The 24,130-nt window shown below is 62.9% G+C and carries 26 protein-coding genes; 24 read left to right on the plus strand and 2 right to left on the minus strand.

Annotated features, from left to right (window positions below):
* The first annotated feature begins 48 nt into the window (after nt 1–48).
* The 24 genes from ACL9RJ_RS27670 to ACL9RJ_RS27785 all read left to right on the plus strand — a co-directional run bounded on the left by ACL9RJ_RS27670 (nt 49) and on the right by ACL9RJ_RS27785 (nt 22,029).
* The gene (locus ACL9RJ_RS27670) at nt 49–348 is read left to right on the plus strand and encodes an Hpt domain-containing protein (protein ID WP_042934657.1); all 300 of its coding nucleotides are present in this window, start codon (nt 49–51) and stop codon (nt 346–348) included.
* An 88-nt stretch (nt 349–436) separates the two neighbouring features.
* Entirely contained in the window at nt 437–1,846 is a 1,410-nt protein-coding gene (locus ACL9RJ_RS27675) for a flagellar hook-length control protein FliK (RefSeq protein WP_178991578.1), read from the plus strand.
* Between the two features lie 261 nt (nt 1,847–2,107).
* Nucleotides 2,108–2,614 (plus strand): flagellar basal body-associated protein FliL, encoded by a 507-nt coding sequence (gene fliL, locus ACL9RJ_RS27680; RefSeq protein ID WP_177108742.1) that lies wholly within the window; start codon nt 2,108–2,110, stop codon nt 2,612–2,614.
* 9 nt (nt 2,615–2,623) lie between these two features.
* Nucleotides 2,624–3,592, plus strand: a complete 969-nt coding sequence (gene fliM / locus ACL9RJ_RS27685) for a flagellar motor switch protein FliM (protein WP_017124417.1) — start codon at nt 2,624–2,626, stop codon at nt 3,590–3,592.
* A gap of 57 nt (nt 3,593–3,649) precedes the next feature.
* Nucleotides 3,650–4,111 (plus strand): flagellar motor switch protein FliN, encoded by a 462-nt coding sequence (fliN, locus tag ACL9RJ_RS27690; RefSeq protein ID WP_017124416.1) that lies wholly within the window; start codon nt 3,650–3,652, stop codon nt 4,109–4,111.
* Nucleotides 4,112–4,546: a flagellar biosynthetic protein FliO gene (gene fliO, locus ACL9RJ_RS27695; protein WP_017124415.1), complete on the plus strand. Its 435-nt coding sequence runs from the start codon at nt 4,112–4,114 to the stop codon at nt 4,544–4,546.
* Nucleotides 4,546–5,298, plus strand: a complete 753-nt coding sequence (gene fliP, locus ACL9RJ_RS27700; protein ID WP_017124414.1) for a flagellar type III secretion system pore protein FliP — start codon at nt 4,546–4,548, stop codon at nt 5,296–5,298. The genes fliO and fliP overlap by 1 nt, the downstream gene beginning before the upstream one ends.
* A gap of 21 nt (nt 5,299–5,319) precedes the next feature.
* A complete protein-coding gene (locus ACL9RJ_RS27705) occupies nt 5,320–5,589 on the plus strand; it encodes a flagellar biosynthetic protein FliQ (protein ID WP_017124413.1) in 270 nt (89 codons plus the stop codon).
* 1 nt (nt 5,590) lies between these two features.
* Entirely contained in the window at nt 5,591–6,373 is a 783-nt protein-coding gene (gene fliR, locus ACL9RJ_RS27710) for a flagellar biosynthetic protein FliR (RefSeq protein ID WP_017124412.1), read from the plus strand.
* 3 nt (nt 6,374–6,376) lie between these two features.
* Nucleotides 6,377–7,516 (plus strand): flagellar biosynthesis protein FlhB, encoded by a 1,140-nt coding sequence (flhB, locus tag ACL9RJ_RS27715; RefSeq protein WP_103032651.1) that lies wholly within the window; start codon nt 6,377–6,379, stop codon nt 7,514–7,516.
* 131 nt (nt 7,517–7,647) lie between these two features.
* Nucleotides 7,648–9,777, plus strand: a complete 2,130-nt coding sequence (flhA, locus tag ACL9RJ_RS27720) for a flagellar biosynthesis protein FlhA (protein ID WP_017124411.1) — start codon at nt 7,648–7,650, stop codon at nt 9,775–9,777.
* An 11-nt stretch (nt 9,778–9,788) separates the two neighbouring features.
* Nucleotides 9,789–11,117, plus strand: coding sequence for a flagellar biosynthesis protein FlhF (flhF, locus tag ACL9RJ_RS27725; protein ID WP_017124410.1), 1,329 nt, complete (start codon nt 9,789–9,791; stop codon nt 11,115–11,117).
* A 121-nt stretch (nt 11,118–11,238) separates the two neighbouring features.
* The gene (gene fleN / locus ACL9RJ_RS27730; protein WP_017124409.1) at nt 11,239–12,072 is read left to right on the plus strand and encodes a flagellar synthesis regulator FleN; all 834 of its coding nucleotides are present in this window, start codon (nt 11,239–11,241) and stop codon (nt 12,070–12,072) included.
* Nucleotides 12,069–12,809: an RNA polymerase sigma factor FliA gene (fliA, locus tag ACL9RJ_RS27735; RefSeq protein WP_017124408.1), complete on the plus strand. Its 741-nt coding sequence runs from the start codon at nt 12,069–12,071 to the stop codon at nt 12,807–12,809. The genes fleN and fliA overlap by 4 nt, the downstream gene beginning before the upstream one ends.
* Before the next feature lie 174 nt (nt 12,810–12,983).
* Nucleotides 12,984–13,355: a chemotaxis response regulator CheY gene (locus ACL9RJ_RS27740; RefSeq protein ID WP_003183998.1), complete on the plus strand. Its 372-nt coding sequence runs from the start codon at nt 12,984–12,986 to the stop codon at nt 13,353–13,355.
* A gap of 22 nt (nt 13,356–13,377) precedes the next feature.
* Entirely contained in the window at nt 13,378–14,166 is a 789-nt protein-coding gene (locus ACL9RJ_RS27745; protein ID WP_017124407.1) for a protein phosphatase CheZ, read from the plus strand.
* A gap of 14 nt (nt 14,167–14,180) precedes the next feature.
* Complete coding sequence (locus tag ACL9RJ_RS27750) at nt 14,181–16,454, plus strand: chemotaxis protein CheA (protein ID WP_422765858.1); 2,274 nt, start codon at nt 14,181–14,183, stop codon at nt 16,452–16,454.
* A gap of 52 nt (nt 16,455–16,506) precedes the next feature.
* Nucleotides 16,507–17,646 (plus strand): protein-glutamate methylesterase/protein-glutamine glutaminase, encoded by a 1,140-nt coding sequence (locus ACL9RJ_RS27755; protein WP_177088492.1) that lies wholly within the window; start codon nt 16,507–16,509, stop codon nt 17,644–17,646.
* Nucleotides 17,646–18,386, plus strand: coding sequence for a flagellar motor protein (locus ACL9RJ_RS27760; RefSeq protein ID WP_017124405.1), 741 nt, complete (start codon nt 17,646–17,648; stop codon nt 18,384–18,386). The genes ACL9RJ_RS27755 and ACL9RJ_RS27760 overlap by 1 nt, the downstream gene beginning before the upstream one ends.
* 11 nt (nt 18,387–18,397) lie before the next feature.
* The gene (gene motD / locus ACL9RJ_RS27765; protein WP_017124404.1) at nt 18,398–19,285 is read left to right on the plus strand and encodes a flagellar motor protein MotD; all 888 of its coding nucleotides are present in this window, start codon (nt 18,398–18,400) and stop codon (nt 19,283–19,285) included.
* A gap of 52 nt (nt 19,286–19,337) precedes the next feature.
* Nucleotides 19,338–20,126: a ParA family protein gene (locus ACL9RJ_RS27770; RefSeq protein WP_017124403.1), complete on the plus strand. Its 789-nt coding sequence runs from the start codon at nt 19,338–19,340 to the stop codon at nt 20,124–20,126.
* An 84-nt stretch (nt 20,127–20,210) separates the two neighbouring features.
* Nucleotides 20,211–21,077: a CheW domain-containing protein gene (locus tag ACL9RJ_RS27775; protein ID WP_177088490.1), complete on the plus strand. Its 867-nt coding sequence runs from the start codon at nt 20,211–20,213 to the stop codon at nt 21,075–21,077.
* A gap of 76 nt (nt 21,078–21,153) precedes the next feature.
* A complete protein-coding gene (locus tag ACL9RJ_RS27780; RefSeq protein WP_017124401.1) occupies nt 21,154–21,636 on the plus strand; it encodes a chemotaxis protein CheW in 483 nt (160 codons plus the stop codon).
* The gene (locus tag ACL9RJ_RS27785; RefSeq protein ID WP_017124400.1) at nt 21,637–22,029 is read left to right on the plus strand and encodes a DUF2802 domain-containing protein; all 393 of its coding nucleotides are present in this window, start codon (nt 21,637–21,639) and stop codon (nt 22,027–22,029) included. It abuts the gene before it with no gap.
* 135 nt (nt 22,030–22,164) lie between these two features.
* Here the strand turns inward: ACL9RJ_RS27785 and ACL9RJ_RS27790 are convergent, their stop codons facing one another.
* Both ACL9RJ_RS27790 and ACL9RJ_RS27795 read right to left on the minus strand, forming a co-directional pair.
* Nucleotides 22,165–22,494 carry an EscU/YscU/HrcU family type III secretion system export apparatus switch protein gene (locus tag ACL9RJ_RS27790; RefSeq protein ID WP_017124399.1) on the minus strand — a complete coding sequence of 110 codons (330 nt, stop codon included), beginning with the start codon at nt 22,492–22,494 and terminating at the stop codon, nt 22,165–22,167.
* Nucleotides 22,491–24,062 (minus strand): flagellar hook-length control protein FliK, encoded by a 1,572-nt coding sequence (locus tag ACL9RJ_RS27795; protein WP_422765859.1) that lies wholly within the window; start codon nt 24,060–24,062, stop codon nt 22,491–22,493. The genes ACL9RJ_RS27790 and ACL9RJ_RS27795 overlap by 4 nt, the downstream gene beginning before the upstream one ends.
* Nucleotides 24,063–24,130: the final 68 nt, after the last annotated feature.

Below are 24,130 nucleotides of genomic sequence, written 5' to 3' on the forward strand. Positions count from 1 at the left end.
CAGGAAAAGCACCTTGACTACGATGTGCTCGGCGCATTGCAGGAAGTCATGGAGGATGAGTATCCCTTGTTGCTGGATACCTTTCTCAACGATTCGGAAAAACGCCTGGGGCAGTTGCACCAGGCCAGCAACGCGATAGAACTGGGGCTGGCGGCCCACAGCTTCAAGGGCAGCAGCAGCAATATGGGCGCGTTGCACCTGGCCGATCTTTGCCGGCAACTGGAAGAGCGGGCCGCGCAATTGCCGCTGACCGGGGTCGAGGACCTCGTGGGGCGGATAGACCGCGAGTACGAGCAGGTACGCCATCTGTACGCCCGCGAGCGCGAGCGGTTCCCGATCAAGCAATGACCTTTGTGGCAATCCGGGCAAGCTGGCCCGAACCTTGCTACCACTCCCTGCATTGACTTTACGATCCCTGTGCAGCGGAGACTGTGTTATGCCCCTCGCTCCCAATTCTCTTCTTCAGGCCACCGCTGCGGCCAAACCCAAGGCGGACCTCGCGAGCAATCCGCCGGCACCGGTCGCGCAGCCCAAGGACAATGCTTCCAGCTTTGCCCAGGTCTACCAGAACAGCCAGGGCAAGTCGGTAAAGACACCTGACAGCCCGGTCAAGGCGAACCGGGACAGCACTCCCGCGGTGCCGGCGAAAAAGGATGTGGTTGCCAGCAACAAGGGGGATGCGGCAAAGCCGGCGGTTGCCGATAGCGGCAATTCCTTGCCTGCCGACAAAACCACCAGCAGCGACACGACGACCAAGGCCGATGACGACCAGGTTGCCTCTGATGACAGCGACAAGGACACCGCCACCGATACACCGGTGGTGGATGCCACGCCAGTGGATCCGACCCTCGATCCGGCGTTGATCCAGGCTGCCGTCACGCCACCGATGCCGGTTCCGGAAGCGCCGCCGGCCGTGGCTCCCGCGCAGCCACCGGTGGTCGAAGCGCCCCTGGCGGCAGCGGTGACCGCGGCGCCGGTGCAGGCCGCCGCGACACCGCCGGCCAGCGACAGTGATTTCGATCCGAATTCCGATCCGCTGGATAACCTGCCCGCCGTGCGTCTGGCGATGGAGCAGGGCGGACATGTGTCGACGACCAGTCAGCCGACTACGAAAACCACCACCAGCAACAACGATACGGATCCTAACCAGGCCCTGAACCAGAACGCCGGCGTGGCCATGCTGGTGGATCAGAAAACCGATGCCGGGACCACCGAGCAGGGCGGCGAAAAATCCTTCAAGGGGTTGATCGAAGACGGCCTGAAGGATCTGAAAAGCGCCTCCAGTGACACCCGTGTCGACGACTTCGCCAATCGCCTGGCGGCCCTGACCCAGGCCGCGGTGCCGAAAACCGCGAACGCGCTGCCGGTCAACCAGCCTCTGGCCATGCATCAGAGTGGCTGGACCGAGGAAGTGGTCAACCGGGTCATGTACCTGTCGAGCGCCAGCATCAAGTCCGCCGATATCCAGCTGGAACCGGCCGAGCTGGGACGACTGGACATCAAGGTCAATATGGCCGCCGACCAGGCGACGCAGATCAGCTTCGTCAGTGGTCATGCCGGCGTGCGTGATGCACTGGAAAGCAATATGTTCCGCCTGCGCGACATGCTCCAGCAGCAGGGCCTGGGGCAGGCCGATGTCAGTGTCTCCGACCAGTCGCGTGGCTGGGCTGGCCAGGGCCAGGATCCGCAACAACAGCAACAGCAGGCCCAGAAAGGCAGCAACAACGGCAGCGGCGGCCGCCTGGATAGCGGCGACGACGATATCGCCATCGCGGCCGCGACCGAAGCGGCAGCCACCAGTGCCAGCGTGGTGGTGGGTTCCAGCGCGGTCGACTACTACGCCTGATTGTCTTCATGGCCGGTGGGTGTTTGTGTGGCATGTGGGAGGGGGCTTGCCCCTGAAGCCTCTTGAGGTCTCAAGGGGCTCTTCGCGGGCAAGCCCGCTCCCACGCAAACCCACCCTCATACAAGCCTGCTCACACCCGGGCCCGCGCCGATATGAGCGGCGTCCTCGCACTGTCCTTTCCCTCTCTGCCAACTCTGGCATAACACTTGCTCCAGCCTTGCCGTGCGACTGTGAAAAACCGAATAGTGACGGATTATTGGCATGGCGAAGAGCGAAGCAGCAGCGGTAAAAGAACCTGGCGGTAAAGGCAAACTCAAGCTGATTATCGTGATCGTGGTGGCTTTGCTATTGGCGATCGGGCTCTCCGTGGGGGCGACCTGGTACTTCATGCACAGCGCCCAGAGCAAGCCGGCACCGGCTCCTGCCGAGGCCAGCACGACCAAGCAGCCGGCGATCTACGAGTCGATGGCGCCGGCGTTTGTCGCCAACTTCAAGGACGCCAACGGCCGCCAGCGCTATATGCAGGTGAGCATTACCATGATGGCGCGCAACCAGGGCGACCTGGAGGCCCTGAAAGTCCATATGCCGGTGATCCGCAACAATCTGGTGATGCTGTTCTCCGGGCAGACCTACGAAACCCTGGCGACCCCGGTCGGCCAGGAGTTGCTGCGCCAGAAAGCCACTGCCAGCGTGCAGGAAGTGGCGCAGAAGGAAGTCGGCAAGGTGGTGGTCGAACAGTTGCTCTTCACTAACTACGTACTGCAGTAGGATCACGACATGGCCGTGCAAGACCTGCTGTCCCAGGATGAGATCGATGCCCTCTTGCATGGTGTCGATGACGGTCTGGTACAGACCGAAAACGCCGCCGAACCCGGCAGCGTCAAAAGCTACGACCTGACCAGCCAGGATCGCATCGTCCGTGGACGCATGCCGACCCTGGAGATGATCAACGAGCGTTTTGCCCGCTACACCCGTATCAGCATGTTCAACATGCTGCGTCGCTCCGCCGATGTGGCGGTGGGCGGGGTTCAGGTGATGAAGTTCGGCGAATACGTGCACTCGCTGTATGTGCCGACCAGTCTCAACCTGGTCAAGATCAAGCCGTTGCGCGGCACGGCGCTGTTCATCCTCGACGCCAAGCTGGTGTTCAAGCTGGTGGACAACTTCTTCGGCGGCGACGGCCGTCACGCCAAGATCGAGGGGCGCGAATTCACCCCGACCGAGCTGCGCGTGGTGCGCATGGTGCTGGAGCAGGCCTTCATCGACTTGAAGGAAGCCTGGCAGGCGATCATGGAAGTCAATTTCGAGTACATCAACTCGGAAGTGAACCCAGCCATGGCCAACATCGTCGGGCCGAGCGAAGCGGTGGTGGTCTCGACCTTCCACATTGAACTCGACGGCGGTGGCGGCGACCTGCACGTGACCATGCCGTACTCGATGATCGAGCCGGTACGGGAAATGCTCGACGCCGGTTTCCAGTCGGACCTCGACGACCAGGACGAACGCTGGGTCAAGGCCCTGCGCGAAGACGTGCTGGATGTGGCGGTGCCGCTCAGTGCCACGGTGGCGCGTCGCCAGTTGCGCCTGCGGGACATCCTGCACATGCAGCCGGGCGACGTGATTCCGGTGGAACTGCCCGAGGACATGGTCATGCGCGCCAACGGCGTGCCGTCGTTCAAGGTCAAGCTCGGTTCCCACAAGGGCAACCTGGCATTGCAAGTGATTGAGCCGATCGAACGCCGTTGAGCGGGTCGATCAAGAATGTGCTGTGTTAACTGATTTTCTGCCCGCCGAGGACAACTGATGGCTGACGAACACGATATGACTGACGACCAGGCCCTGGCTGACGAGTGGGCGGCTGCCCTGGAAGAATCCGGCGAAACCGGCCAGGACGATATCGACGCCCTGCTGGCGGCCGATGCCGGTACCGCGCCGAGCTCCAATCGCCTGCCGATGGAAGAATTCGGCAGTGTGCCGAAAAGCCACGAGCCGGTGACCCTGGACGGGCCGAACCTGGACGTGATCCTGGATATCCCGGTGTCGATCTCCATGGAAGTCGGCAGCACCGATATCAATATCCGCAACCTCCTGCAATTGAACCAGGGGTCGGTCATCGAGCTCGATCGCCTGGCCGGCGAGCCGCTGGATGTGCTGGTCAACGGCACGCTGATTGCCCACGGTGAAGTGGTGGTGGTCAACGAAAAGTTCGGCATCCGTCTGACGGACGTGATCAGCCCGAGCGAACGCATCAAGAAGTTGCGCTGAATGAGCAGGCTTCTCGGCGGTCTCCTGCTGTTGCCGTTCAGTGCGTTGGCGGCTGAGCCCGTGACCAGCGCGGCGGCGGCTGCGCCGGCGGTCGGTGGTGGCATGGCCGGGCAACTGACGCAACTGGTGTTGGGTTTGCTGCTGGTGCTGGGGATCATCTTTGCCTTGGCCTGGCTGTTGCGCCGGGTGCAGCAGGCGGGGCCGGCGGGCAAGAAAGGGCAGGTGATCGAACTGATCGGCTCCCGTGCCCTCGGGCCGCGGGACCGGCTGGTGCTGGTGCAGGTCGGCAACGAGCAGATCCTGCTCGGGCTGACACCGGGCACCATCACGCCCTTGCATGTGCTCAAGGAGCCGGTCCAGGTTCCGAATGGCGAGCCGGCGACCCCGGAGTTCGCTCAACGCCTGATGGAATTGCTGGGTAAGGACAAGAAGTGATGGCTGCGTTGCGTTTTATCCTCGGCCTGACGCTGGTGCTGGCCGCGCCGCTGGCGTTCGGCGCCGATCCGCTGTCGATCCCGGCCATCACCCTCGGCACCGGGGCCAACGGACAGCAGGAGTACTCGGTCAGCCTGCAGATCCTGCTGATCATGACGGCGCTGAGTTTCATCCCGGCGTTCGTCATCCTGATGACCAGCTTTACCCGGATCATCATCGTCTTCTCGATCCTGCGCCAGGCCCTGGGCCTGCAGCAGACGCCGTCGAACCAGATCCTGACCGGCATGGCGATGTTCCTGACCCTGTTCATCATGGCGCCGGTCTTCGACAAGGTGAACCAGGATGCCCTGCAGCCCTACCTGGCCGAGAAACTCACGGCCCAGGATGCGGTGCTCAAGGCCCAGGGGCCGATCAAGGACTTCATGCTGGCGCAGACCCGCAGCAGCGACCTGGAGCTGTTCATGCGCCTGTCCAAGCGCACCGACATCGCCACGCCCGACCAGGCGCCGCTGACCATTATCGTGCCGGCCTTCGTCACCTCCGAGTTGAAGACCGCGTTCCAGATCGGCTTCATGATCTTCATTCCGTTCCTGGTCATCGACCTGGTGGTCGCCAGTGTGTTGATGGCGATGGGTATGATGATGCTGTCGCCGTTGATCATTTCCCTGCCGTTCAAGATCATGCTGTTCGTGCTGGTGGATGGCTGGGCGCTGATCATCGGTACCCTGGCGAGCAGTTTTGGTGGTGTCTAGAACCTTCACGAGTAGTGCGCCATGACGCCTGAAGTTGCAATTGACATCTTTCGCGATGCCCTCTGGCTGACCACGCTGATGGTCACCGTGCTGGTGGTTCCGACCCTGCTTATAGGTCTGCTGGTGGCGATGTTCCAGGCCGCCACGCAGATCAACGAACAGACCCTGGGTTTCCTGCCGCGCCTGCTGGTGATGCTCATCACCCTGATTGTCGCCGGTCCCTGGCTGGTGCAGAAATTCATGGAATACATCCTGTCGCTCTACGGCAGTATCCCGCAGGTCATCGGCTGACATGTCGCTGCTCGCGCTGACCGATACGCAGATCAGCACCTGGGTCGCCAGTTTCATGCTGCCGATGTTCCGGGTCGGCGCGGTGGTCATGACCATGCCGATCTTCGGGACCACCCTGGTGCCGCGGCGGGTACGGTTGTACTTTATCTTTGCTATCACCGTGGTGATCGCGCCGGGCCTGCCGCCGATGCCCGAGGTGCATCCGCTGGATCTCAGCGGACTGATGCTGATTGCCGAGCAGATCATCTTCGGCGCCTTGCTCGGTTTCTCCCTGCAGTTGTTCTTCCAGGCCTTCGTGGTCGCCGGGCAGATTGTCGCGGTGCAGATGGGCATGGGCTTCGCGTCCATGGTCGACCCGATCAACGGCGTCTCCAGTGCGGTGATCGGGCAGTTTTTCACCATGCTGGTGACGCTGATGTTCCTGGCGATGAATGGCCATCTGGTGGTGTTCGAGGTGCTGACCGAGAGCTTCACCACCTTCCCGGTCGGCAGCGGGCTGTCGACCACGGATCTGTGGGTGATTGCCGGCAAGCTCGGCTGGGTTCTCGGCGCGGCGTTGATGCTGGTGCTGCCGGCGATCACCGCCTTGCTGGTGGTCAACGTGGCCTTCGGCATCATGACTCGCGCCGCGCCGCAGTTGAACATCTTCTCCATCGGTTTCCCGCTGACGCTGGTGCTGGGGATGTTCATCCTCTGGATCAGCCTGGGCGATATCCTCAACCAGTATCAACCGCTGGCCGTCGAGGCCCTGCAGTTCCTACGTCAACTGATACGGGCGCCCTGAGCCATGGCAGAGAGCGAGAGCGGTCAGGACAAGACAGAAGACCCCACGGAGAAAAGGAAGAAGGACTCCCGTGAGAAGGGCGAGATTGCCCGCTCCAAGGAGCTCAACACCCTGGCGGTGATGCTGGCCGGCACCGGTGGCCTGCTGGTCTTTGGTGGCGCGCTGGCGCAGGACATGGCCGAGTTGATGCGCCTGAACTTCACGCTTTCGCGGGAAGTGATACTCGACCAGCGCTACATGGCGATCTTCCTCCTGCAGTCGGGCAAGATAGCGCTCTGGGCGGTTCAGCCGGTCCTGCTGACCTTGTTGCTGGCCGCCTTTATCGGGCCGATCTCCCTGGGGGGGTGGCTCTTCGCGGCCGGTAGTCTGGCACCCAAGTTCAGCCGGATGAATCCTCTGGCCGGGCTCAAGCGGATGTTCTCGACCAAGGCCCTGGTGGAGTTGCTCAAGGCCCTGGCGAAATTCATCATCGTGCTGTTGGTGGCCCTGGCGGTATTGTCGTCGGATATCGACGATCTGGTGCGGATCGCCCATGAACCCCTGGAGTCGTCGATTATCCACAGCCTGCAGGTGGTGGGCTGGAGCGCCTTGTGGATGTCCCTCGGATTGTTGCTGATTGCCGCGGTGGATGTGCCGGTACAGCTCTGGGAAAGCCACAAGAAGCTGCTGATGACCAAGCAGGAAGTGCGTGACGAATACAAGGACCAGGAAGGCCGTCCGGAGGTCAAGCAGCGGATTCGCCAGCTGCAGCGCGAGATGTCCCAGCGGCGGATGATGGCGGCGATTCCCGAGGCGGATGTGGTCATCACCAACCCGACCCACTACGCGGTGGCGCTCAAGTACGATGCCGAGAAGGGCGGGGCGCCGGTGCTGCTGGCCAAGGGCAATGACTTCATCGCCCTGAAGATCCGCGAGATCGCCGTCGAGCACGAGATCATGCTGCTCGAATCGCCGGCCCTGGCGCGTTCGATCTACTACTCCACCGAGTTGGACCAGGAGATTCCGGCGGGGCTCTACCTGGCGGTGGCGCAGGTGCTCGCCTATGTCTTCCAGATCCGCCAGTTCCGCGCAGGCAAGGGCAAGCGTCCGGATCCGCTCAAGGACAACCTGCCGATTCCACCGGACCTGCGCCGCGATTCCTGAAGATTTCTCCTGGCCGTCGATCGTCCCCCGCATTTTCAGTCACTTCCACAGAGTTGGAAGGTTTCTTGCACAAGCAGGTTTTGCGACGCTTTCAGCGTCAAAAGTTTGCTTCAAGGTGACGAGGAATACCGGTGGACCGCACTCAATTTATCAACACGGCGCGCAGCAATCTGAGTGGTCTCGGCCGGGGCAACCTGGGCGTGCCGCTGCTGCTGTTGGTCATGCTGGCGATGATGATGTTGCCAGTGCCGGCGTTCCTGCTGGACGTCTTCTTCACCTTCAACATCGCCCTGTCGATTGTCGTCCTGCTGGTCTGCGTCTATGCCCTGCGGCCGCTGGACTTCGCCGTCTTCCCGACCATCCTGCTGATCGCCACGCTGTTGCGCCTGGCCCTGAACGTGGCCTCCACCCGGGTGGTGATGCTCCACGGCCAGGACGGTCACGCCGCCGCGGGCAAGGTGATCCAGGCCTTCGGCGAGGTGGTGATCGGTGGTAACTACGTGGTCGGTATCGTGGTTTTCGCCATCCTGATGATCATCAACTTCGTCGTGGTGACCAAGGGCGCCGGGCGGATTTCCGAGGTGAGCGCGCGTTTCACCCTCGATGCGATGCCCGGCAAGCAGATGGCGATCGACGCCGACCTCAACGCCGGCCTGATCGATCAGCCACAAGCCAAGCTGCGCCGCCTGGAAGTGGCCCAGGAGGCCGAGTTCTACGGCTCCATGGACGGTGCCAGCAAATTCGTCCGCGGTGACGCCATCGCCGGTTTGCTGATTCTGTTCATCAACCTGATCGGCGGCATGGCGGTCGGTATCTTCCAGCACAACATGTCGTTTGCCGACGCCGGCAAGGTCTACGCCCTGCTGACCATCGGTGACGGTTTAGTGGCGCAGTTGCCATCACTGTTGTTATCCACAGCAGCGGCCATCATGGTGACCCGTGCTTCCGGCTCGGAAGACATGGGCAAGCAGATCAACCGGCAGATGTTCGCCTCGCCCAAGGCCCTCGGCGTGGCCGCCGGCCTGATGGCGGTGATGGGCCTGGTGCCGGGCATGCCGCACTTTTCCTTCCTCAGCCTGGCGCTGGTGGCAGGTGGCGCGGCTTACCTGTTGTGGAAAAAACAGAACGTGGTCAAGGTCCAGGCCCTGGCCGAAGTGCAGCGCCAGCAGGAGCTCCTGCCGTCGCCGGCCCGTGCCATGGAAACCAAGGAGCTGGGCTGGGATGACGTCACGCCGATCGACATGATCGGCCTGGAAGTGGGTTATCGCCTGATTCCGCTGGTGGACCGCAATCAGGGCGGGCAATTGCTGGCGCGGATCAAGGGCGTGCGCAAGAAGCTGTCCCAGGATCTCGGCTTCCTGATGCCGACTGTGCATATTCGTGACAACCTCGACCTGGCGCCCAGTGCGTATCGCCTGACCCTGATGGGCGTGACCCTGGCCGAAGCGGAGATCTACCCGGATCGCGAACTGGCGATCAACCCGGGCCAGGTCTACGGCACCCTCAACGGCATTACCGCCAAGGACCCGGCCTTCGGCCTGGAGGCGGTCTGGATCGAGATCAGCCAGCGCGCCCAGGCGCAGTCGCTGGGCTACACGGTGGTGGACGCCAGTACGGTGGTGGCGACGCACCTCAACCAGATTCTCTACAAGCACTCCAGCGAGCTGATCGGCCACGAAGAAGTCCAGCAGCTCATGCAACTGCTGGCCAAGGGCTCGCCGAAGTTGGCCGAAGAGCTGGTGCCGGGCATCATTTCCCTGTCGCACCTGCTCAAGGTGCTGCAGTGCCTGCTGGCCGAACACGTGCCGGTACGCGATATCCGCAGCATTGCCGAAGCCATCGCAAACAATGCCGCCAAGAGTCAAGATACTGCCGCTCTGGTGGCGGCAGTGCGTGTCGGCTTGTCTCGCGCAATCGTCCAAAGCATTGTAGGGCTTGACTCCGAGCTGCCTGTGATCACCTTGGAACCAAGGTTGGAACAAATATTGCTCAATAGTCTGCAGAAGGCCGGACAAGGCTCGGAAGAGGGGGTTCTCCTGGAACCGAGCATGGCCGAAAAACTCCAGCGTTCACTGATCGACGCCGCCCAGCGCCAAGAGATGCAAGGGCAGCCGGTGATCCTGCTGGTGGCCGGTCCGGTTCGCGCGATGCTTTCGCGGTTCGGACGCCTGGCGGTACCAAGTCTGCATGTCTTGGCCTACCAGGAAATTCCGGACAACAAGCAAGTCACCATCGTTGCGACAGTAGGGCCCAACGGCTGAGGTAGTGGGTTATGCAAGTTAAGCGTTTTTTCGCCGCCGATATGCGTCAGGCCATGAAGCTGGTTCGTGATGAGCTGGGCTCGGACGCGGCCATCATCGGCAACCGCCGCATCGCGGGCGGTGTCGAGCTGACGGCTGCCCTGGACTACAAGCTCTCGGCCCTGGCGCCGCGTGTACCGAACATGGAGCTCGAGGACGAGCTGCGCAAGACCCAGTCGCGGATCGTCACCGCCCAGGCCGAACTGAGCCTGCGCAGCGAGGGCGAGAGCGATGCGACCACCAATCGCCAGTTGTTCGCCGGCCTGCCGCTGACCGCTGCCGAGCCGCTGATCGAACCGACTTTCGACGAGCCGCGTCGCCCGGCCCCGGCGCCTGTCGCGGCGGCCCCGGCGGTGGACCAGCGTGTCTTCGATTCGATGCGTTTCGAGCTCAACGGCCTGCGCGAGCTGCTGGAAGTCCAGCTCGGCTCCCTGGCCTGGAACCAGTTGCAAGGCAGCCAGCCGGCGCAGGCCAACCTCTGGCGCCGCCTGCAGCGTGTCGGCCTGTCCGGCCCGCTGTCGCGCGACCTGCTGGCGCTGATCACCGGCATCGAAGAGCCGCGTCAGGCCTGGCGCATGCTGCTGGCGCACCTGGCCCGGATGATCGTCACCCCCGAGATCGAACCCTTGGAAGAGGGCGGGGTCATAGCCATGGTCGGTCCGGCCGGCATGGGCAAGACCACCACGCTGGCCAAGCTGGCGGCGCGCTACGTGCTCAAGTACGGCGCGCAGAACATCGCCCTGGTCAGCATGGACAGCTTCCGTATCGGTGCCCAGGAACAGCTCAAGACCCTGGGGCGGATCCTCAACGTACCCGTGACCCACGTCGACCCGGGCCAGTCCCTGGCGCAAGCCCTCGATCCGCTGCTGCGCAAGCGCGTGGTGCTGATCGATACCGCCGGCCTGCAGGCCAGCGACCCGGCGCTGCGCATGCAACTGGAAAGCCTGGCCGGACGCGGAATCAAGGCCAAGAATTACCTGGTCCTGGCCACGACCAGCCAGAAACAGGTGTTGACCGCCGCCTACCACAGCTACAAGCGCTGTGGGCTGGCTGGCTGCATCCTGACTAAACTGGATGAAACGGCGAGTCTCGGCGAAGTGCTGAGCCTGGCCATCAGCCACGAATTGCCGGTGGCCTATCTGACCGATGGTCCAAGGATTCCGGACGATCTGCATTTGCCGCGCCGCCACCAGCTGGTGAGCCGCGCAGTCAGTGTGCAAATGCAGGAAGAACCCAGCGAAGAGGCCATGGCCGATATGTTCGCTGACATCTACCACAGCCCGTCCAAACGAGTGGGTTGAGGTAATCATGAAGACGTTGCAATGCACCTACATCGATGGTCTGCCAGGCATTAGTTCCCTCCGGGAACGCGCAGCCAGTTATGTGGCCTTCCGTCTAAGCAAGACAAGGTAAGAAGAGAACATGGGCAGCATGCATCCCGTACAGGTGATCGCGGTGACCGGCGGCAAGGGTGGCGTCGGGAAGACTAACGTGTCAGTGAACTTGTCCCTGGCGCTGGCTGAGCTTGGCCGGCGGGTCATGCTGCTGGACGCCGACCTGGGGCTGGCGAATGTCGACGTCCTGCTGGGGCTGACCCCCAAACGCACCTTGGCCGACGTGGTCGAGGGGCGCTGTGAGTTGCGTGATGTGCTGTTGCAGGGGCCGGGCGGGATCCGTATCGTGCCGGCCGCCTCCGGCACCCAGAGCATGGTCCACCTGAGCCCGGCCCAGCATGCCGGCCTGATCCAGGCGTTCAGCGATATCGGCGACAACCTCGATGTGCTGGTGATCGACACCGCTGCGGGTATTGGTGACTCGGTAGTCAGTTTTGTCCGCGCGGCCCAGGAAGTCCTGCTGGTGGTCTGCGACGAGCCGACCTCAATCACCGACGCCTATGCCCTGATCAAGCTGCTCAACCGCGACTACGGGATGAACCGTTTCCGCGTGCTGGCCAACATGGCCCAGAGCCCCCAGGAAGGCCGCAATCTGTTCGCCAAGTTGACCAAGGTCACGGATCGCTTCCTCGATGTAGCCCTACAATACGTCGGTGCCGTTCCCTACGATGAATGCGTACGCAAGGCCGTGCAGAAGCAGCGCGCGGTCTACGAAGCGTTCCCTCGTTCGAAATGCGCCCTGGCGTTCAAGGCCATTGCCCAGAAGGTCGACACCTGGCCGTTGCCCGCCAACCCACGCGGGCACCTGGAGTTCTTCGTCGAACGTCTGGTGCATCAGACGAGTGCGGGACCAGTGCTATGACTGCCAGTGGCTATCGCATGTATTCCAAGTCGTCGCGTGACAGCCAGTATGAGTTGATCGAGCGTTATGCGCCTCTGGTCAAGCGGATCGCCTATCACTTGCTGGCGCGGCTGCCAGCCAGTGTGCAGGTCGAGGACCTGATCCAGGCGGGCATGATCGGCCTGCTGGAAGTCTCGACCAAGTATGACTCCAGCAAGGGTGCGAGTTTCGAGACCTATGCCGGTATCCGGATTCGCGGCGCGATGCTCGATGAGGTCCGCAAGGGCGACTGGGCACCCCGTTCGGTACACCGCAATACCCGTATGGTCAGTGACGCAATCAGGGCAATTGAAGCGAAAACCGGTCGTGACGCTAAAGATCACGAGGTTGCAGCCGAACTCCAATTGAGTCTCGATGATTATTACGGGATTTTGAACGATACCCTGGGCAGCCGATTGTTCAGTTTCGACGACCTGTTGCAGGACGGCGAGCATGAAGGGCTGCACGAGGATGGCGCGAGTGCTCATCTCGAGCCGTCACGCGATCTGGAGGATGAACGCTTCCAGGCGGCGCTGGCGGATGCGATTGCCAATTTGCCGGAGCGTGAGCGACTGGTCTTGGCGCTGTACTACGACGAGGAGCTGAACCTCAAGGAAATCGGTGAGGTACTGGGGGTCAGCGAATCGCGAGTCAGCCAGTTACACAGCCAGTGCGCGGCCCGCTTGCGGGGGCGTTTGGGAGAGTGGCGAGCGCGTTGACAGGCAGTGTGGGGACACTGCGAACGAGACCGATGCAGCGTTTGACGGTGTGTCGGCGGCTCGGCCGGTTGTGGTTTCCATGCAGTAGTCGAGTGTTGTGCCGAATTGATTGAACAGCGCGTTCAGGTGCTGAAACGCGTTTAAGACTGCTTGGAGGTCGAATTGAACAAGAACATGAAAATCCTCATTGTTGATGACTTCTCAACGATGCGGCGGATCATCAAGAACCTGTTGCGTGACCTCGGGTTCACCAACACGGTCGAGGCCGATGACGGTACTACCGCCATTCCGGTCCTCAACAGCGGTAGCATCGACTTTCTGGTCACCGACTGGAACATGCCCGGCATGACCGGCATCGACCTGCTGCGCCACGTGCGTGCCGATGAAAAGCTCAAGCACCTGCCGGTCCTGATGGTCACGGCCGAAGCCAAGCGCGAGCAGATCATCGAAGCCGCCCAGGCCGGCGTCAACGGCTATGTGGTCAAACCATTCACGGCCCAGGCGCTGAAAGAGAAGATCGAAAAGATCTTCGAACGCATCGGTTGATGAAGTCCGCCACGGGGGCGCTATGGAGCACAACGAATCTTCACTGGGCGATTTTGAATCGACCCTGAAAAAACATGCCCGTGAACTGGTCGACAGCCTTGAAAAAGGCCGTTTCGGCGATGCGGTGCAAATGATCCATGAGCTGAACCAGACCCGTGACCGCGGCCTGTATCTGGAAGTCGGCAAGCTGACCCGCGAGCTGCACAGTGCGATCGTCAATTTCCAGATTGACCCGACCATGCCGCAAGCCGAGGAAGTTTCGCAGATTACCGACGCCACCGAGCGCCTGTCCTATGTGGTCAGGCTGACCGAGGCGGCGGCCAATCGCACCATGGACCTGGTGGAGAGCGCGACCCCGCGGGTCAGTGGCCTGAACGAGGAAGCCAAGGCCCTGAGCGCCGACTGGGGTCGCTTCATGCGGCGTGAAGTCGGTGCCGAAGAGTTTCGCGCACTGGCCCGGCGGGTCGACGGTTTCCTGTCGCGCAGCGAGCAGGAGACCCGTGCGGTATCGAGCGATCTCAACGACATCCTGCTGGCCCAGGATTACCAGGACCTTACCGGCCAGGTGATCAAGCGCGTCACGCAGATGGTCACCGAAGTCGAAAGCAATCTGCTCAAACTGGTGCTGATGGCCAGCCAAGTGGATCGTTTTGCGGGTATCGAACATGACCGCGAAGCCATCCTCGCGGAAAAAGATCCACAAAAACAGATGGCAAAGGGTGAAGGTCCGCAGATTCATGCCGATAAACGTGAAGACGTTATGTCCGGTCAGGACGATGTCGACGATTTGCTTTCCAGCCTTGGATTCTAGGAGCACCCATACACATGAGCTTCGGCGCCGATGAAGAGATCCTTCAGGATTTCCTGGTTGAGGCCGGCGAGATTCTTGAGCAACTGTCCGAGCAACTGGTCGAGCTGGAAAGCCGCCCGGATGACGCGGATCTGCTCAATGCCATTTTTCGCGGTTTTCACACTGTAAAAGGGGGCGCCGGCTTCCTCCAGCTCAACGAGCTGGTGGAGTGCTGTCACATCGCCGAGAACGTGTTCGACATCCTGCGCAAGGGTGAGCGTCGCGTCGACTCGGAACTGATGGACGTGGTCCTGGAAGCGCTGGATGCGGTCAACGGCATGTTCGGCGAAGTCCGCGAACGTAGCCCGATCACCGCGGCCACCCCGGAACTGCTGGCCGCCCTGGCGCGCCTGGCGGAGCCGGCTGCTGCTGGTGAAGCACCGGCTGCCGTGGTGGAGGAAGCGGTCGTCGAGCCGGTCGCCGAAAGCGATTCCGGCGACATCACCGACAATGAATTCGAACTGCTCCTCGACTCGCTCAACGCGGTCAAGGAACAGGCACAGGCGCCCGCGGCGCCAGCCCCGGTCGCCGCCGAAGCGGGTAGCGACGAGATCACCGACGCCGAGTTCGAGTCGTTGCTCGATCAGTTGCACGGCAAGGGCCAGTTCGCCCCCGAGGCTATTGCCGCCGAAGCCGCCGCAGCGGCGAGCGCGGCGGCCGCACCGGCCTCGACGGCGGAAAGCTCCGATATCACCGACGACGAATTCGAAGCCCTGCTCGACCAGTTGCATGGCAAGGGTTCGTTCAAGGTCGACGCCCTCGACGCGGCAGCGGCTTCTGCGCCGGCGGCGAAAGCCCCGGACAGCGCGGCGGCAGCGGGCAGCGACCTGATCACCGACCACGAGTTCGAATCCCTGCTCGACGAGTTGCACGGCAAGGGCAAGTTCTCCGAAGTGGCGGGTGGCACCACGGCGGCTGTGGCAGCACCGGCAGCGGCCGCAGCCAAGCCGGCTGCGGCGCCTGCGGCCAAGGTGGAAGCCAAGGCCGAGCCGGCCAAGCCAGCGCCTGCGCCCGCTGCTGCTGCGCCTGCCCCCGCGCGGGCTCCGGCGGCAGCGGCGGCGGAAAAGCCGGCCAGTGAAGCCGAGACCACCGTACGGGTCGATACCGCACGCCTCGACGAGATCATGAACATGGTCGGCGAGTTGGTGCTGGTGCGTAACCGTCTGGTGCGCCTGGGCCTCAACAGCGGCGACGAAGCCATGTCCAAGGCGGTGTCCAACCTCGACGTGGTCACTGCCGACCTGCAGACCGCGGTGATGAAGACCCGCATGCAGCCGATCAAGAAAGTCTTCGGCCGCTTCCCGCGCCTGGTTCGCGACCTGGCCCGGCAATTGAAGAAAGAGATCAACCTGGAACTGGTGGGTGAAGAGACCGACCTCGACAAGAACCTTGTCGAGGCCCTGGCCGACCCGCTGGTCCACCTGGTGCGCAACTCGGTCGACCACGGTATCGAAGAGCCGGCCGATCGCGAAGCCATGGGCAAGCCCCGCAGCGGTCGGGTCGTGCTCTCGGCGGAACAGGAAGGCGACCACATCCTGCTGTCGATCTCCGATGACGGCAAGGGCATGGACGCCGATGTGCTGCGCGGCATCGCCGTGAAGAAAGGCCTGATGGACAAGGATGCGGCTGACCGTCTCAGCGAGACCGACTGCTTCAACCTGATCTTCGCCCCGGGCTTCTCGACCAAGACCGAGATTTCCGACGTGTCCGGTCGTGGCGTGGGCATGGACGTGGTGAAAACCAAGATCGCCCAGCTCAACGGCACCATCAATATCTACTCGACCAAGGGCAAGGGCTCGAAGATCGTCATCAAGGTCCCGTTGACCCTGGCGATCATGCCGACCCTGATGGTCATGCTCGGCAACCAGGCCTTTGCGTTCCCGCTGGTCAACGTCAACGAGATCTTCCACCTCGACCTGTCGCGCACCAACGTGGTCGACGGCCAGGAAGTGGTGATCGTGCGGGACAAGGCCCTGCCGCTGTTCTACCTCAAGCGCTGGCTGGTCAGCTCTGCCGCTCACGAAGAGCAGCGCGAAGGCCATGTGGTGATCCTTTCGGTGGGCACCCAGCGGATCGGCTTCGTCGTCGATCAACTGGTCGGCCAGGAAGAAGTGGTCATCAAGCCGCTGGGCAAAATGCTGCAGGGAACCCCGGGCATGTCGGGCGCCACCATCACCGGTGACGGTCGCATCGCGCTGATTCTCGATGTGCCGAGCATGCTCAAGCGTTACGCCGCACGGCGTATTTGATTCTGGTTCGGCGGCGGTGCATGAGTCCGCCGCCGTACCTAACGGAGTGTTTATGGTAGTCAAGGTCCTGGTGGTGGATGATTCGGGGTTTTTCCGCCGCCGCGTCTCGGAAATTCTTTCGGCGGATCCGAGCATCCAGGTTGTCGGCACGGCGACCAACGGTAAAGAAGCCATCGATCAGGCCCAGGCGCTCAAGCCGGACGTGATCACCATGGACTACGAGATGCCGATGATGGATGGCATCACGGCGGTGCGGCATATCATGCAGCGCTGTCCGACTCCGGTTCTGATGTTCTCGTCCCTGACCCATGAAGGCGCGCGGGTCACCCTCGACGCGCTGGATGCCGGGGCCGTGGACTTCCTGCCGAAGAATTTCGAAGACATCTCGCGCAATCCCGAGAAGGTCAAGCAATTGCTGTGCGAGAAGGTGCACAGCATTTCGCGCAGCAACCGTCGTTTCAGCAGCTACAGTGCTCCGGCCTCGCCTTCAACCCCGGCGCCGAGTGCCGCTCCGGCTTCTTCGGGCAGCTTTGGCAGCAGCGCCGCGGCGCCGGCTCCCGTGCGCACCACGCCGGTGGCCAGCCGTGCTCCAGCGCCAGCCGCATCGACCTCGGCCGCACCGAAGCGCAAGGCCTACAAGCTGGTCGCCATCGGCACTTCCACCGGCGGTCCGGTTGCGCTGCAACGCGTCCTGACACAACTGCCGGCCAACTTCCCGGCGCCGATCGTGCTGATCCAGCATATGCCGGCGGCCTTCACCAAGGCCTTCGCCGAGCGCCTGGACAAGCTCTGCCGGATCAGCGTCAAGGAAGCCGAGGATGGCGACATCCTGCGTCCGGGCCTGGCGTTGCTGGCTCCGGGTGGCAAGCAGATGATGATCGACGGTCGTGGCGCGGTGAAGATTCTGCCGGGCGACGAGCGCCTGAACTACAAACCGTGTGTGGATATCACCTTCGGTTCCGCGGCCAAGTCCTATGGTGACAAAGTTCTGGCGGTGGTGCTGACCGGCATGGGCGCCGACGGCCGCGAAGGCGCACGCCTGCTCAAGCAGGGCGGCAGCGCGATCTGGGCCCAGGACGAGGCGAGCTGCGTGATCTACGGCATGCCGATGGCGATCGTCAAGGCCGAGCTGGCTGATGCCGTGTACAGCCTGGACGATATCGGCAAACATCTGGTCGAGGCTTGTCTCTGATGGATGTGTTGAGCCTTATCGGCATCATCATGGCGTTTGTCGCCATTATCGGCGGCAACTACCTCGAAGGCGGCCACCTCGGCGCCCTGGCCAACGGCCCGGCGGCGCTCATCGTGCTGGGCGGGACCATCGGCGCGGCCTTGCTGCAATCGCCGATGAGCGCGTTCAAGCGGGCCATGCAGATTCTCGGCTGGATCCTGTTCCCGCCCCGCGTCGACCTGCCCGGTGGCATCGATCGTGTGGTGAACTGGAGCCTGACGGCGCGCAAGGAGGGCCTGCTGGGCCTGGAAGGCGTGGCGGATGCCGAACCGGACACCTATTCGCGCAAGGGCCTGCAATTGCTGGTCGACGGTGCCGAACCGGAAGCCATCCGCAGTATCCTCGAGGTGGATTTCTACACCCAGGAGAGCCGCGATATCGAAGCCGCCAAGGTTTTCGAGAGCATGGGCGGCTATGCGCCGACCATCGGTATCATCGGTGCGGTCATGGGCCTGATCCACGTAATGGGCAACCTCGGTGACCCGTCGCAACTGGGCAACGGCATCGCCGTGGCGTTCGTCGCGACCATCTATGGCGTAGCCAGTGCCAACCTGGTGCTGTTGCCGATTGCCAGCAAACTGAAGTCGATCGCCCTGCGCCAGTCGCGTTATCGGGAAATGCTCCTCGAAGGCATCCTGTCGATCGCCGAAGGCGAGAACCCGCGCTCCATTGAACTGAAGCTCCAGGGCTTCATGGACTGATGGAGTAGGACATGGCCAGACGCCGCCAACACGAAGAGCATGTGAACCACGAGCGCTGGCTGGTTTCCTACGCCGACTTCATCACCCTGCTGTTCGCCTTTTTCGTGGTCATGTACTCGATTTCGTCGATCAACGAAGGCAAGTACAAGATCATCTCCCAGGCCCTGGTCGGCGTCTTCACCGATGCCGATCGCAGCCTCAAGCCGATCCCCATCGGCGACGAGCGGCCGGTGACCGTCAAGCCGGCGGACCCGCTGATCAAGGACGCCGACCAGACCGACGCGGCCTTCGGCCAGGGTGCGGCGGATCCGCTCAAGAGCATTGCCGACGATATCAGCGCGGCGTTCGGCGACCTGATCAGTTCCAACCAGATGACCGTGCGCGGCAACGAGTTGTGGGTCGAGATCGAACTCAATTCCGGCCTGTTGTTCGGCAGCGGCGACGCCTTGCCCAGCGACAAGGCCTTCGACATCATCGCCAAGGTGTCGAAGATCCTCAAACCCTTCGACAACCCGATCCATGTCGAGGGTTTTACCGATGACCAGCCGATCCGCACGGCGCAATACCCGACCAACTGGGAGCTGTCCTCGGCGCGTTCGTCGAGTATCGTGCGGATGATGGCGATGGAAGGGGTCAATCCGCAGCGGATGGCGTCGGTCGGTTACGGCGAGTTCCAGCCGGTGGCCAACAATGCCACGGCGGAAGGCCGGGCGCGCAATCGCCGGGTGGTGCTGGTGGTGTCGCGCAACCTGGATGTGCGCCGCAGCCTGACCGGCACGGGGACCGCCCATGCGACACCCGATGCGGCACTGAAGCGGGCTGGCACACAAACTGCACCGCCAGCGGTAAAGCAAGCGGTACGCGAGAATGCCGTCAAATCTCCGGCACCTGCTCTATAACTTAGCGCTATTTCTCGGCGAGCCTGATGCTTTGCCGGGAGGAACACACTGAATGAGAGTCTGGGCAGTAGCCAATCAAAAAGGTGGCGTCGGTAAGACCACTTCCTCCATCGCTTTAGCCGGCTTGCTGGCCGAGGCGGGCAAGCGCGTGGTCGTCGTCGACCTCGACCCGCACGGCTCGATGACCAGCTACTTCGGCTACGATCCAGACACCCTGGAGCACAGCAACTTCGATCTGTTCCAGCACAAGGGCCAGGTGCCTGAAGGCCTGCCCGGGCAGTTGCTGCTGTCGACCAGTGACGAACGCATTTCCCTGTTGCCTTCCAGCACCGCGCTGGCGACCCTCGAGCGCCTGTCGCCGGGCCAGAGCGGGCTGGGCCTGGTGATCGCCAAGAGCCTGGCGCAGTTGTGGCAGGATTTCGATTATGCGGTGATCGACAGCCCTCCCCTGCTCGGCGTGCTGATGGTCAATGCCCTGGCGGCCAGCCAGCAGCTGGTGGTGCCGGTGCAGACCGAACACCTGGCGGTGAAGGGCCTGGAACGCATGGTCAACACCCTGGCGATGATCAACCGCTCGCGCAAGCAGGCCTTGCCCTACACGATCATTCCGACCCTGTTCGACCGGCGGACCCAGGCGTCCATGGGCACCCTGCGGGTGCTGCGCGACAAGTTCCCGGATGCGATCTGGCAAGGCTACATTCCGGTCGACACGCGCCTGCGTGACGCCAGCCGGGCCGGGGTCACGCCGTCGCAGTTCGACGGCAAGAGCCGTGGCGTGCTGGCTTACCGGGCATTGCTCAAACATCTGCTGACCCAGCAGCTCGTACCGCAGGTGGCCTGACATGATGTATTGCTCAAGTCGCCTGCCGGTCCCGCCGATAACCCCTACAGGTCACTGTAGCGGGGCATCTCCATGGGCATCCAGATGAACCGTCCTGTCGACATCACGACCCGTCCGCAGGTGGCGCTGCAATCCTATCTGGATGCATTGCTGCAGGAGGCGACCGAAGAACTGCCGGTGGCGCTCGCCGCAGAGCCCGAGATCACAGTCCCGGTTGCGGTCGAACCCGAGCCGGTCAGCGAACTGGATGAATTCCAGGCGGCGGTACTGGAAGAACAGGCCCGCGACGCCATGGCCGCCCAGGCGCTGGTCGCGCCTGTAGCGCTTGCGCCCGTTCCGGCGCCGGTCGAGGTGGCCGTCGAGTTGCCCGTGGCCCGCCCGGTCGCCCCGGTGCTGGTGGAACCGGTGGTCGAGGTGCATCTGCCTCCGGCCCAGAACATCACGCCGCCGCCGGTCGAAGGTGATGCGCGTCCGCATTGGGCCGCCGAGCCGTTCGAATGCCTGTTGTTCGATGTCGCCGGGCTGACCCTGGCGGTGCCGCTGGTGTGCCTGGGGTCGATCTACTCCCTGGCCGGTCATGAGCTGACACCGTTGTTCGGCCAGCCGGACTGGTTCCTCGGCATCCTGCCGAGCCAGGCCGGTAATCTGAAGGTACTGGACACCGCTCGCTGGGTGATGCCTGATCGCTATCGCGACGACTTCCGCCAGGGGCTGCAATACGTTATTTCGGTACAGGGCTACGAATGGGGGCTGGCGGTGCATCAGGTCAGTCGCTCGTTGCGCCTGGACCCCAATGAAATCAAATGGCGCTCTCATCGTGGGCAGCGGCCGTGGCTGGCGGGCACGGTCATCGAACACATGTGTGCGCTGCTGGACGTCTCCGAACTGGCCGAGTTGATCGCCAGCGGTGCGGTCAAGCACATGCAGTTGAACAAGCCAACCAACAAATAACAGCGCCAGGGCGGTTATCGCGCCCGGGCGTCAGACAGCACACACACCGTATCAACGGTAATCGAGGGGCAGGGGTATGAATAAGTCAGCGTCTTCACAGGGTTCCGATGATCCAATCCTGCAGTGGGTGACGTTCAAGCTGGACAACGAGTCCTACGGCATCAACGTGATGCGGGTCCAGGAAGTCCTGCGTTATACCGAGATCGCCCCGGTACCGGGTGCACCGAGCTACGTGCTGGGGATCATCAACCTGCGCGGCAACGTCGTCACCGTGATCGACACCCGCCAGCGTTTCGGCCTGGTGCCGACCGAAGTCAACGACAACACCCGTATCGTCATCATCGAAGCCGACAAGCAAGTGGTCGGGATCATGGTCGACAGCGTGGCGGAAGTGGTTTACCTGCGTCAGTCGGAAGTCGAAACCGCACCGAACGTCGGTAACGAAGAGTCGGCCAAGTTCATCCAGGGCGTGTGCAACAAGAACGGCGAGTTGCTGATCCTGGTGGAACTGGACAAGATGATGAGCGAAGAAGAATGGTCCGAGCTGGAGAGCATCTGATTGATTCTTGAGGTTGCAGTCATCCTCCTGGCCCTGTTGTGGGCCGGGACGCTGGGCATGTTCCTGGCCTACACCCGTGGTCAGCGGCAGATCGCCGCGCAGCAGGCCGAGGGCGATGCGTTGCGCGACCAGCGCATCAAGGAACTGGCCCGGCGGGTCGACAATTTCCAGAACGGCACGGTGCGCATGGGCGAAGACCTGCACGAACTGCGCGCGGTGGTCGGCCCCTTGCCGGACAAGCTGGCGCAACTGGAGCAGCGTGATCCTTCGACCCTGTCCTTCGCCCAGGCTGCCCGGCTGGTCGGCATGGGGGCCAGCGTCGACGAACTGACCCAGTCCTGCGGCCTGACCCAGGCCGAGGCGGAACTGATGAGCAAGCTGCATCGCAATTGATGGGCTAGACCTACGCTGATCGTTCCCACGCTCCAGCGTGGGAATGCCTTACGGGACGCTCCGCGTCCGCTCAAAAGCTTCGCGGGCGAGCCCGCTCCCACAGCGTCACGGCTGCAGGCCCTGTGGGAGCGATCATCAGTAGTCGTCTCCCCTGGCTGTCACATCCTTCTCCACCGCCGGCGCATCGGGGTCCTGTCCCTGGGGAAACTTGCCTTTCAAGCGCCAGGCGAAGGCGATGATCTCGGCAATGGTCCGGTACAACTCCTCCGGAATGCTGTCGCCCAGTTCCAGGCGCGCCAGCAGTTTCACCAGTTCGGCATTCTCGTAGATCGGCACTTCGTAGTCGCGGGCCAGCTTGAGGATGGCTTCGGCCAACTCTTCATCGCCCTTGGCGGTCAGGGTCGGGGCTTGCTGGCCATCGTACTTGAGGGCGATGGCCTGGCGCGGGGTATGCGGATTCTTCATGCGGTTTCGTCGACCCAGCGTTGTTCCAGTCGGGTTTGAGTGCCTTGTGGCGGCGTGCCCTGGTGGCAATCGAGTTCGCCGACGTTCAGGCCGCTGTTGCGCAATTGTTCACGCAACGCCCCCAGCTCGCTTTCGATCAGGCTGGCGGTGTAGGGCCGCTCGGCCCAGAGATGGCCAGACAGGTTGCCTTGCAGCAGTTGCGCCTGGACATGGAGCGGGCCCAGCGGGTCCAGGTCGAAGGCCAGTTCCACGCGCCATAGCGGTGCCTTCTGCTCGCGTTGCTCGGGTTTCTCGCCGGATTCCTTCTCCGGGGTTTCTTCGTGTTGGATCTTGATCTGCAGGGGCACGATGTCCTGCAGGTTGCGCATTGGGATTTCCAGTTGCCAGGTGGTTTGCAGGTTGCCGTCGGGCGTTCGGCCGGTCTGTTCCAGGCTCGACAGTTGATGGCTTTGCAGGCGCGAAACGGCCGCGGCGGCGAGACGCAGCAGGTTCTCCAGACCGCCTTCGCCGGCCAGGCTCTGCAGCAGCCGCGAGGGCAGGGGAAAACTGACGGGCTCGGCCTTGCCGCCGACCTGCCCAAGCGCCCCCAGGGCACTGCGGACAAATCCCGGCAAGGCCTGGGCCAGCACGGCGGCGGAGGCACCCGGGTTGCTGGCCGGGGTGTCCGGTAACTGCGGCATGATCTGGGCGATCAGGCGCAACAGGTTGCCCTTGAGGTCCGGCGCCATGGCCGGGTTCTGTCCCAGCAACAGCCTGGCCTCGAGAAACAGTCCGCTGTTCTGCAGGGCCAGGGCCAGGCCCTTGGGGTTGCTCAACTGTGCGAGGTCGGGCAGATCGTCGAGCAGGGTGGCGATGGCGGCACGCAGGTCGGCGGGCAGGTCGTCTTTGCGCGGCAGGTTCTGCAGGCTGTTGATCAGGCTGTCCAGAGAGCCCTGGCGGCCTTGCTGGGCCAGCAGTTGCTGGGCCACCGCCAACTGGTCCTGGCGGCCGCTCAGCGGCACGAAGCTCAGGCTCTGCGAGTCCTGCACCAGGGCGCTGAGCAGGCTGCCGATACGCAGCGGTTGCGGACTGTCGAGGGCCAGGGTGGTGCCGCTCAGCACGGTATTGAGCAGGCTCACCAGCGAGCGATAGACCAGCGGTTGCCCCGGCACCTGCGGCAGCACCTGGGTGGTCATGACCTTGCCTTGCAGCAGGGTCCCGGCCGGCAGTTGCGTGGTTTCCAGGCGGGTCAGGGCGGCAACGCTGGCGCTGAGCGCCTGCTGCACGGTGATGGCCAGGTTGCCGGCCGAGGGTTGGGTCACGGTCAGTTGGGTGCCCTGGGGCAGCGGCTGGTTGCTGGTGGCCTGCACGGTGGTCTGGCGGCCATTGTCGGTGGTCAGCTTGAGCAACAGCTGGAAGGTCTGGTCGGCCTGCTTCAGCGACAGCACATCGGCCTTGGCGCTTTGCCCGGGAGCGATCAGTCCGTCGAGGGGCGGGGTCAGCTTCAGCAGTTCGCTGGCGAGGACCGCCGGACGGCTGCTGGCCTGGATCAACTGGGCCAGGGGAGTGATGTTGAGTTCGCCTGTCATCGGGTCGCAACCTGTCGAAATAGCCCTCTTTGGAGTAGGGCATGGCATGTATAATGCCGCGCCACCCC

Origin of the sequence: Pseudomonas sp. Mn2068 (assembly GCF_049319725.1) — a bacterium.
Taxonomy (GTDB): Bacteria; Pseudomonadota; Gammaproteobacteria; order Pseudomonadales; family Pseudomonadaceae; genus Aquipseudomonas; species Aquipseudomonas gingeri.

Excerpts from the sequence above, each read along its gene's own strand:
- ACL9RJ_RS27770 (WP_017124403.1), top strand. The coding sequence starts at position 19,338 with ATGAGAGTCTGGGCAGTAGCCAATCAAAAAGGTGGCGTCGGTAAGACC.
- ACL9RJ_RS27745 (WP_017124407.1), top strand. The coding sequence starts at position 13,378 with ATGGAGCACAACGAATCTTCACTGGGCGATTTTGAATCGACCCTGAAA.
- fliO (WP_017124415.1), top strand. The coding sequence starts at position 4,112 with ATGAGCAGGCTTCTCGGCGGTCTCCTGCTGTTGCCGTTCAGTGCGTTG.
- ACL9RJ_RS27705 (WP_017124413.1), top strand. The coding sequence starts at position 5,320 with ATGACGCCTGAAGTTGCAATTGACATCTTTCGCGATGCCCTCTGGCTG.
- motD (WP_017124404.1), top strand. The coding sequence starts at position 18,398 with ATGGCCAGACGCCGCCAACACGAAGAGCATGTGAACCACGAGCGCTGG.
- flhF (WP_017124410.1), top strand. The coding sequence starts at position 9,789 with ATGCAAGTTAAGCGTTTTTTCGCCGCCGATATGCGTCAGGCCATGAAG.
- ACL9RJ_RS27740 (WP_003183998.1), top strand. The coding sequence starts at position 12,984 with ATGAAAATCCTCATTGTTGATGACTTCTCAACGATGCGGCGGATCATC.
- fliP (WP_017124414.1), top strand. The coding sequence starts at position 4,546 with ATGGCTGCGTTGCGTTTTATCCTCGGCCTGACGCTGGTGCTGGCCGCG.
- fliL (WP_177108742.1), top strand. The coding sequence starts at position 2,108 with ATGGCGAAGAGCGAAGCAGCAGCGGTAAAAGAACCTGGCGGTAAAGGC.
- fliR (WP_017124412.1), top strand. The coding sequence starts at position 5,591 with ATGTCGCTGCTCGCGCTGACCGATACGCAGATCAGCACCTGGGTCGCC.
- fliN (WP_017124416.1), top strand. The coding sequence starts at position 3,650 with ATGGCTGACGAACACGATATGACTGACGACCAGGCCCTGGCTGACGAG.
- ACL9RJ_RS27670 (WP_042934657.1), top strand. The coding sequence starts at position 49 with ATGGAGGATGAGTATCCCTTGTTGCTGGATACCTTTCTCAACGATTCG.
- ACL9RJ_RS27780 (WP_017124401.1), top strand. The coding sequence starts at position 21,154 with ATGAATAAGTCAGCGTCTTCACAGGGTTCCGATGATCCAATCCTGCAG.
- flhB (WP_103032651.1), top strand. The coding sequence starts at position 6,377 with ATGGCAGAGAGCGAGAGCGGTCAGGACAAGACAGAAGACCCCACGGAG.
- ACL9RJ_RS27750 (WP_422765858.1), top strand. The coding sequence starts at position 14,181 with ATGAGCTTCGGCGCCGATGAAGAGATCCTTCAGGATTTCCTGGTTGAG.
- ACL9RJ_RS27790 (WP_017124399.1), bottom strand. The coding sequence starts at position 22,494 with ATGAAGAATCCGCATACCCCGCGCCAGGCCATCGCCCTCAAGTACGAT.
- fleN (WP_017124409.1), top strand. The coding sequence starts at position 11,239 with ATGGGCAGCATGCATCCCGTACAGGTGATCGCGGTGACCGGCGGCAAG.
- ACL9RJ_RS27760 (WP_017124405.1), top strand. The coding sequence starts at position 17,646 with ATGGATGTGTTGAGCCTTATCGGCATCATCATGGCGTTTGTCGCCATT.
- ACL9RJ_RS27675 (WP_178991578.1), top strand. The coding sequence starts at position 437 with ATGCCCCTCGCTCCCAATTCTCTTCTTCAGGCCACCGCTGCGGCCAAA.
- fliA (WP_017124408.1), top strand. The coding sequence starts at position 12,069 with ATGACTGCCAGTGGCTATCGCATGTATTCCAAGTCGTCGCGTGACAGC.
- fliM (WP_017124417.1), top strand. The coding sequence starts at position 2,624 with ATGGCCGTGCAAGACCTGCTGTCCCAGGATGAGATCGATGCCCTCTTG.
- ACL9RJ_RS27795 (WP_422765859.1), bottom strand. The coding sequence starts at position 24,062 with ATGACAGGCGAACTCAACATCACTCCCCTGGCCCAGTTGATCCAGGCC.
- ACL9RJ_RS27775 (WP_177088490.1), top strand. The coding sequence starts at position 20,211 with ATGAACCGTCCTGTCGACATCACGACCCGTCCGCAGGTGGCGCTGCAA.
- ACL9RJ_RS27755 (WP_177088492.1), top strand. The coding sequence starts at position 16,507 with ATGGTAGTCAAGGTCCTGGTGGTGGATGATTCGGGGTTTTTCCGCCGC.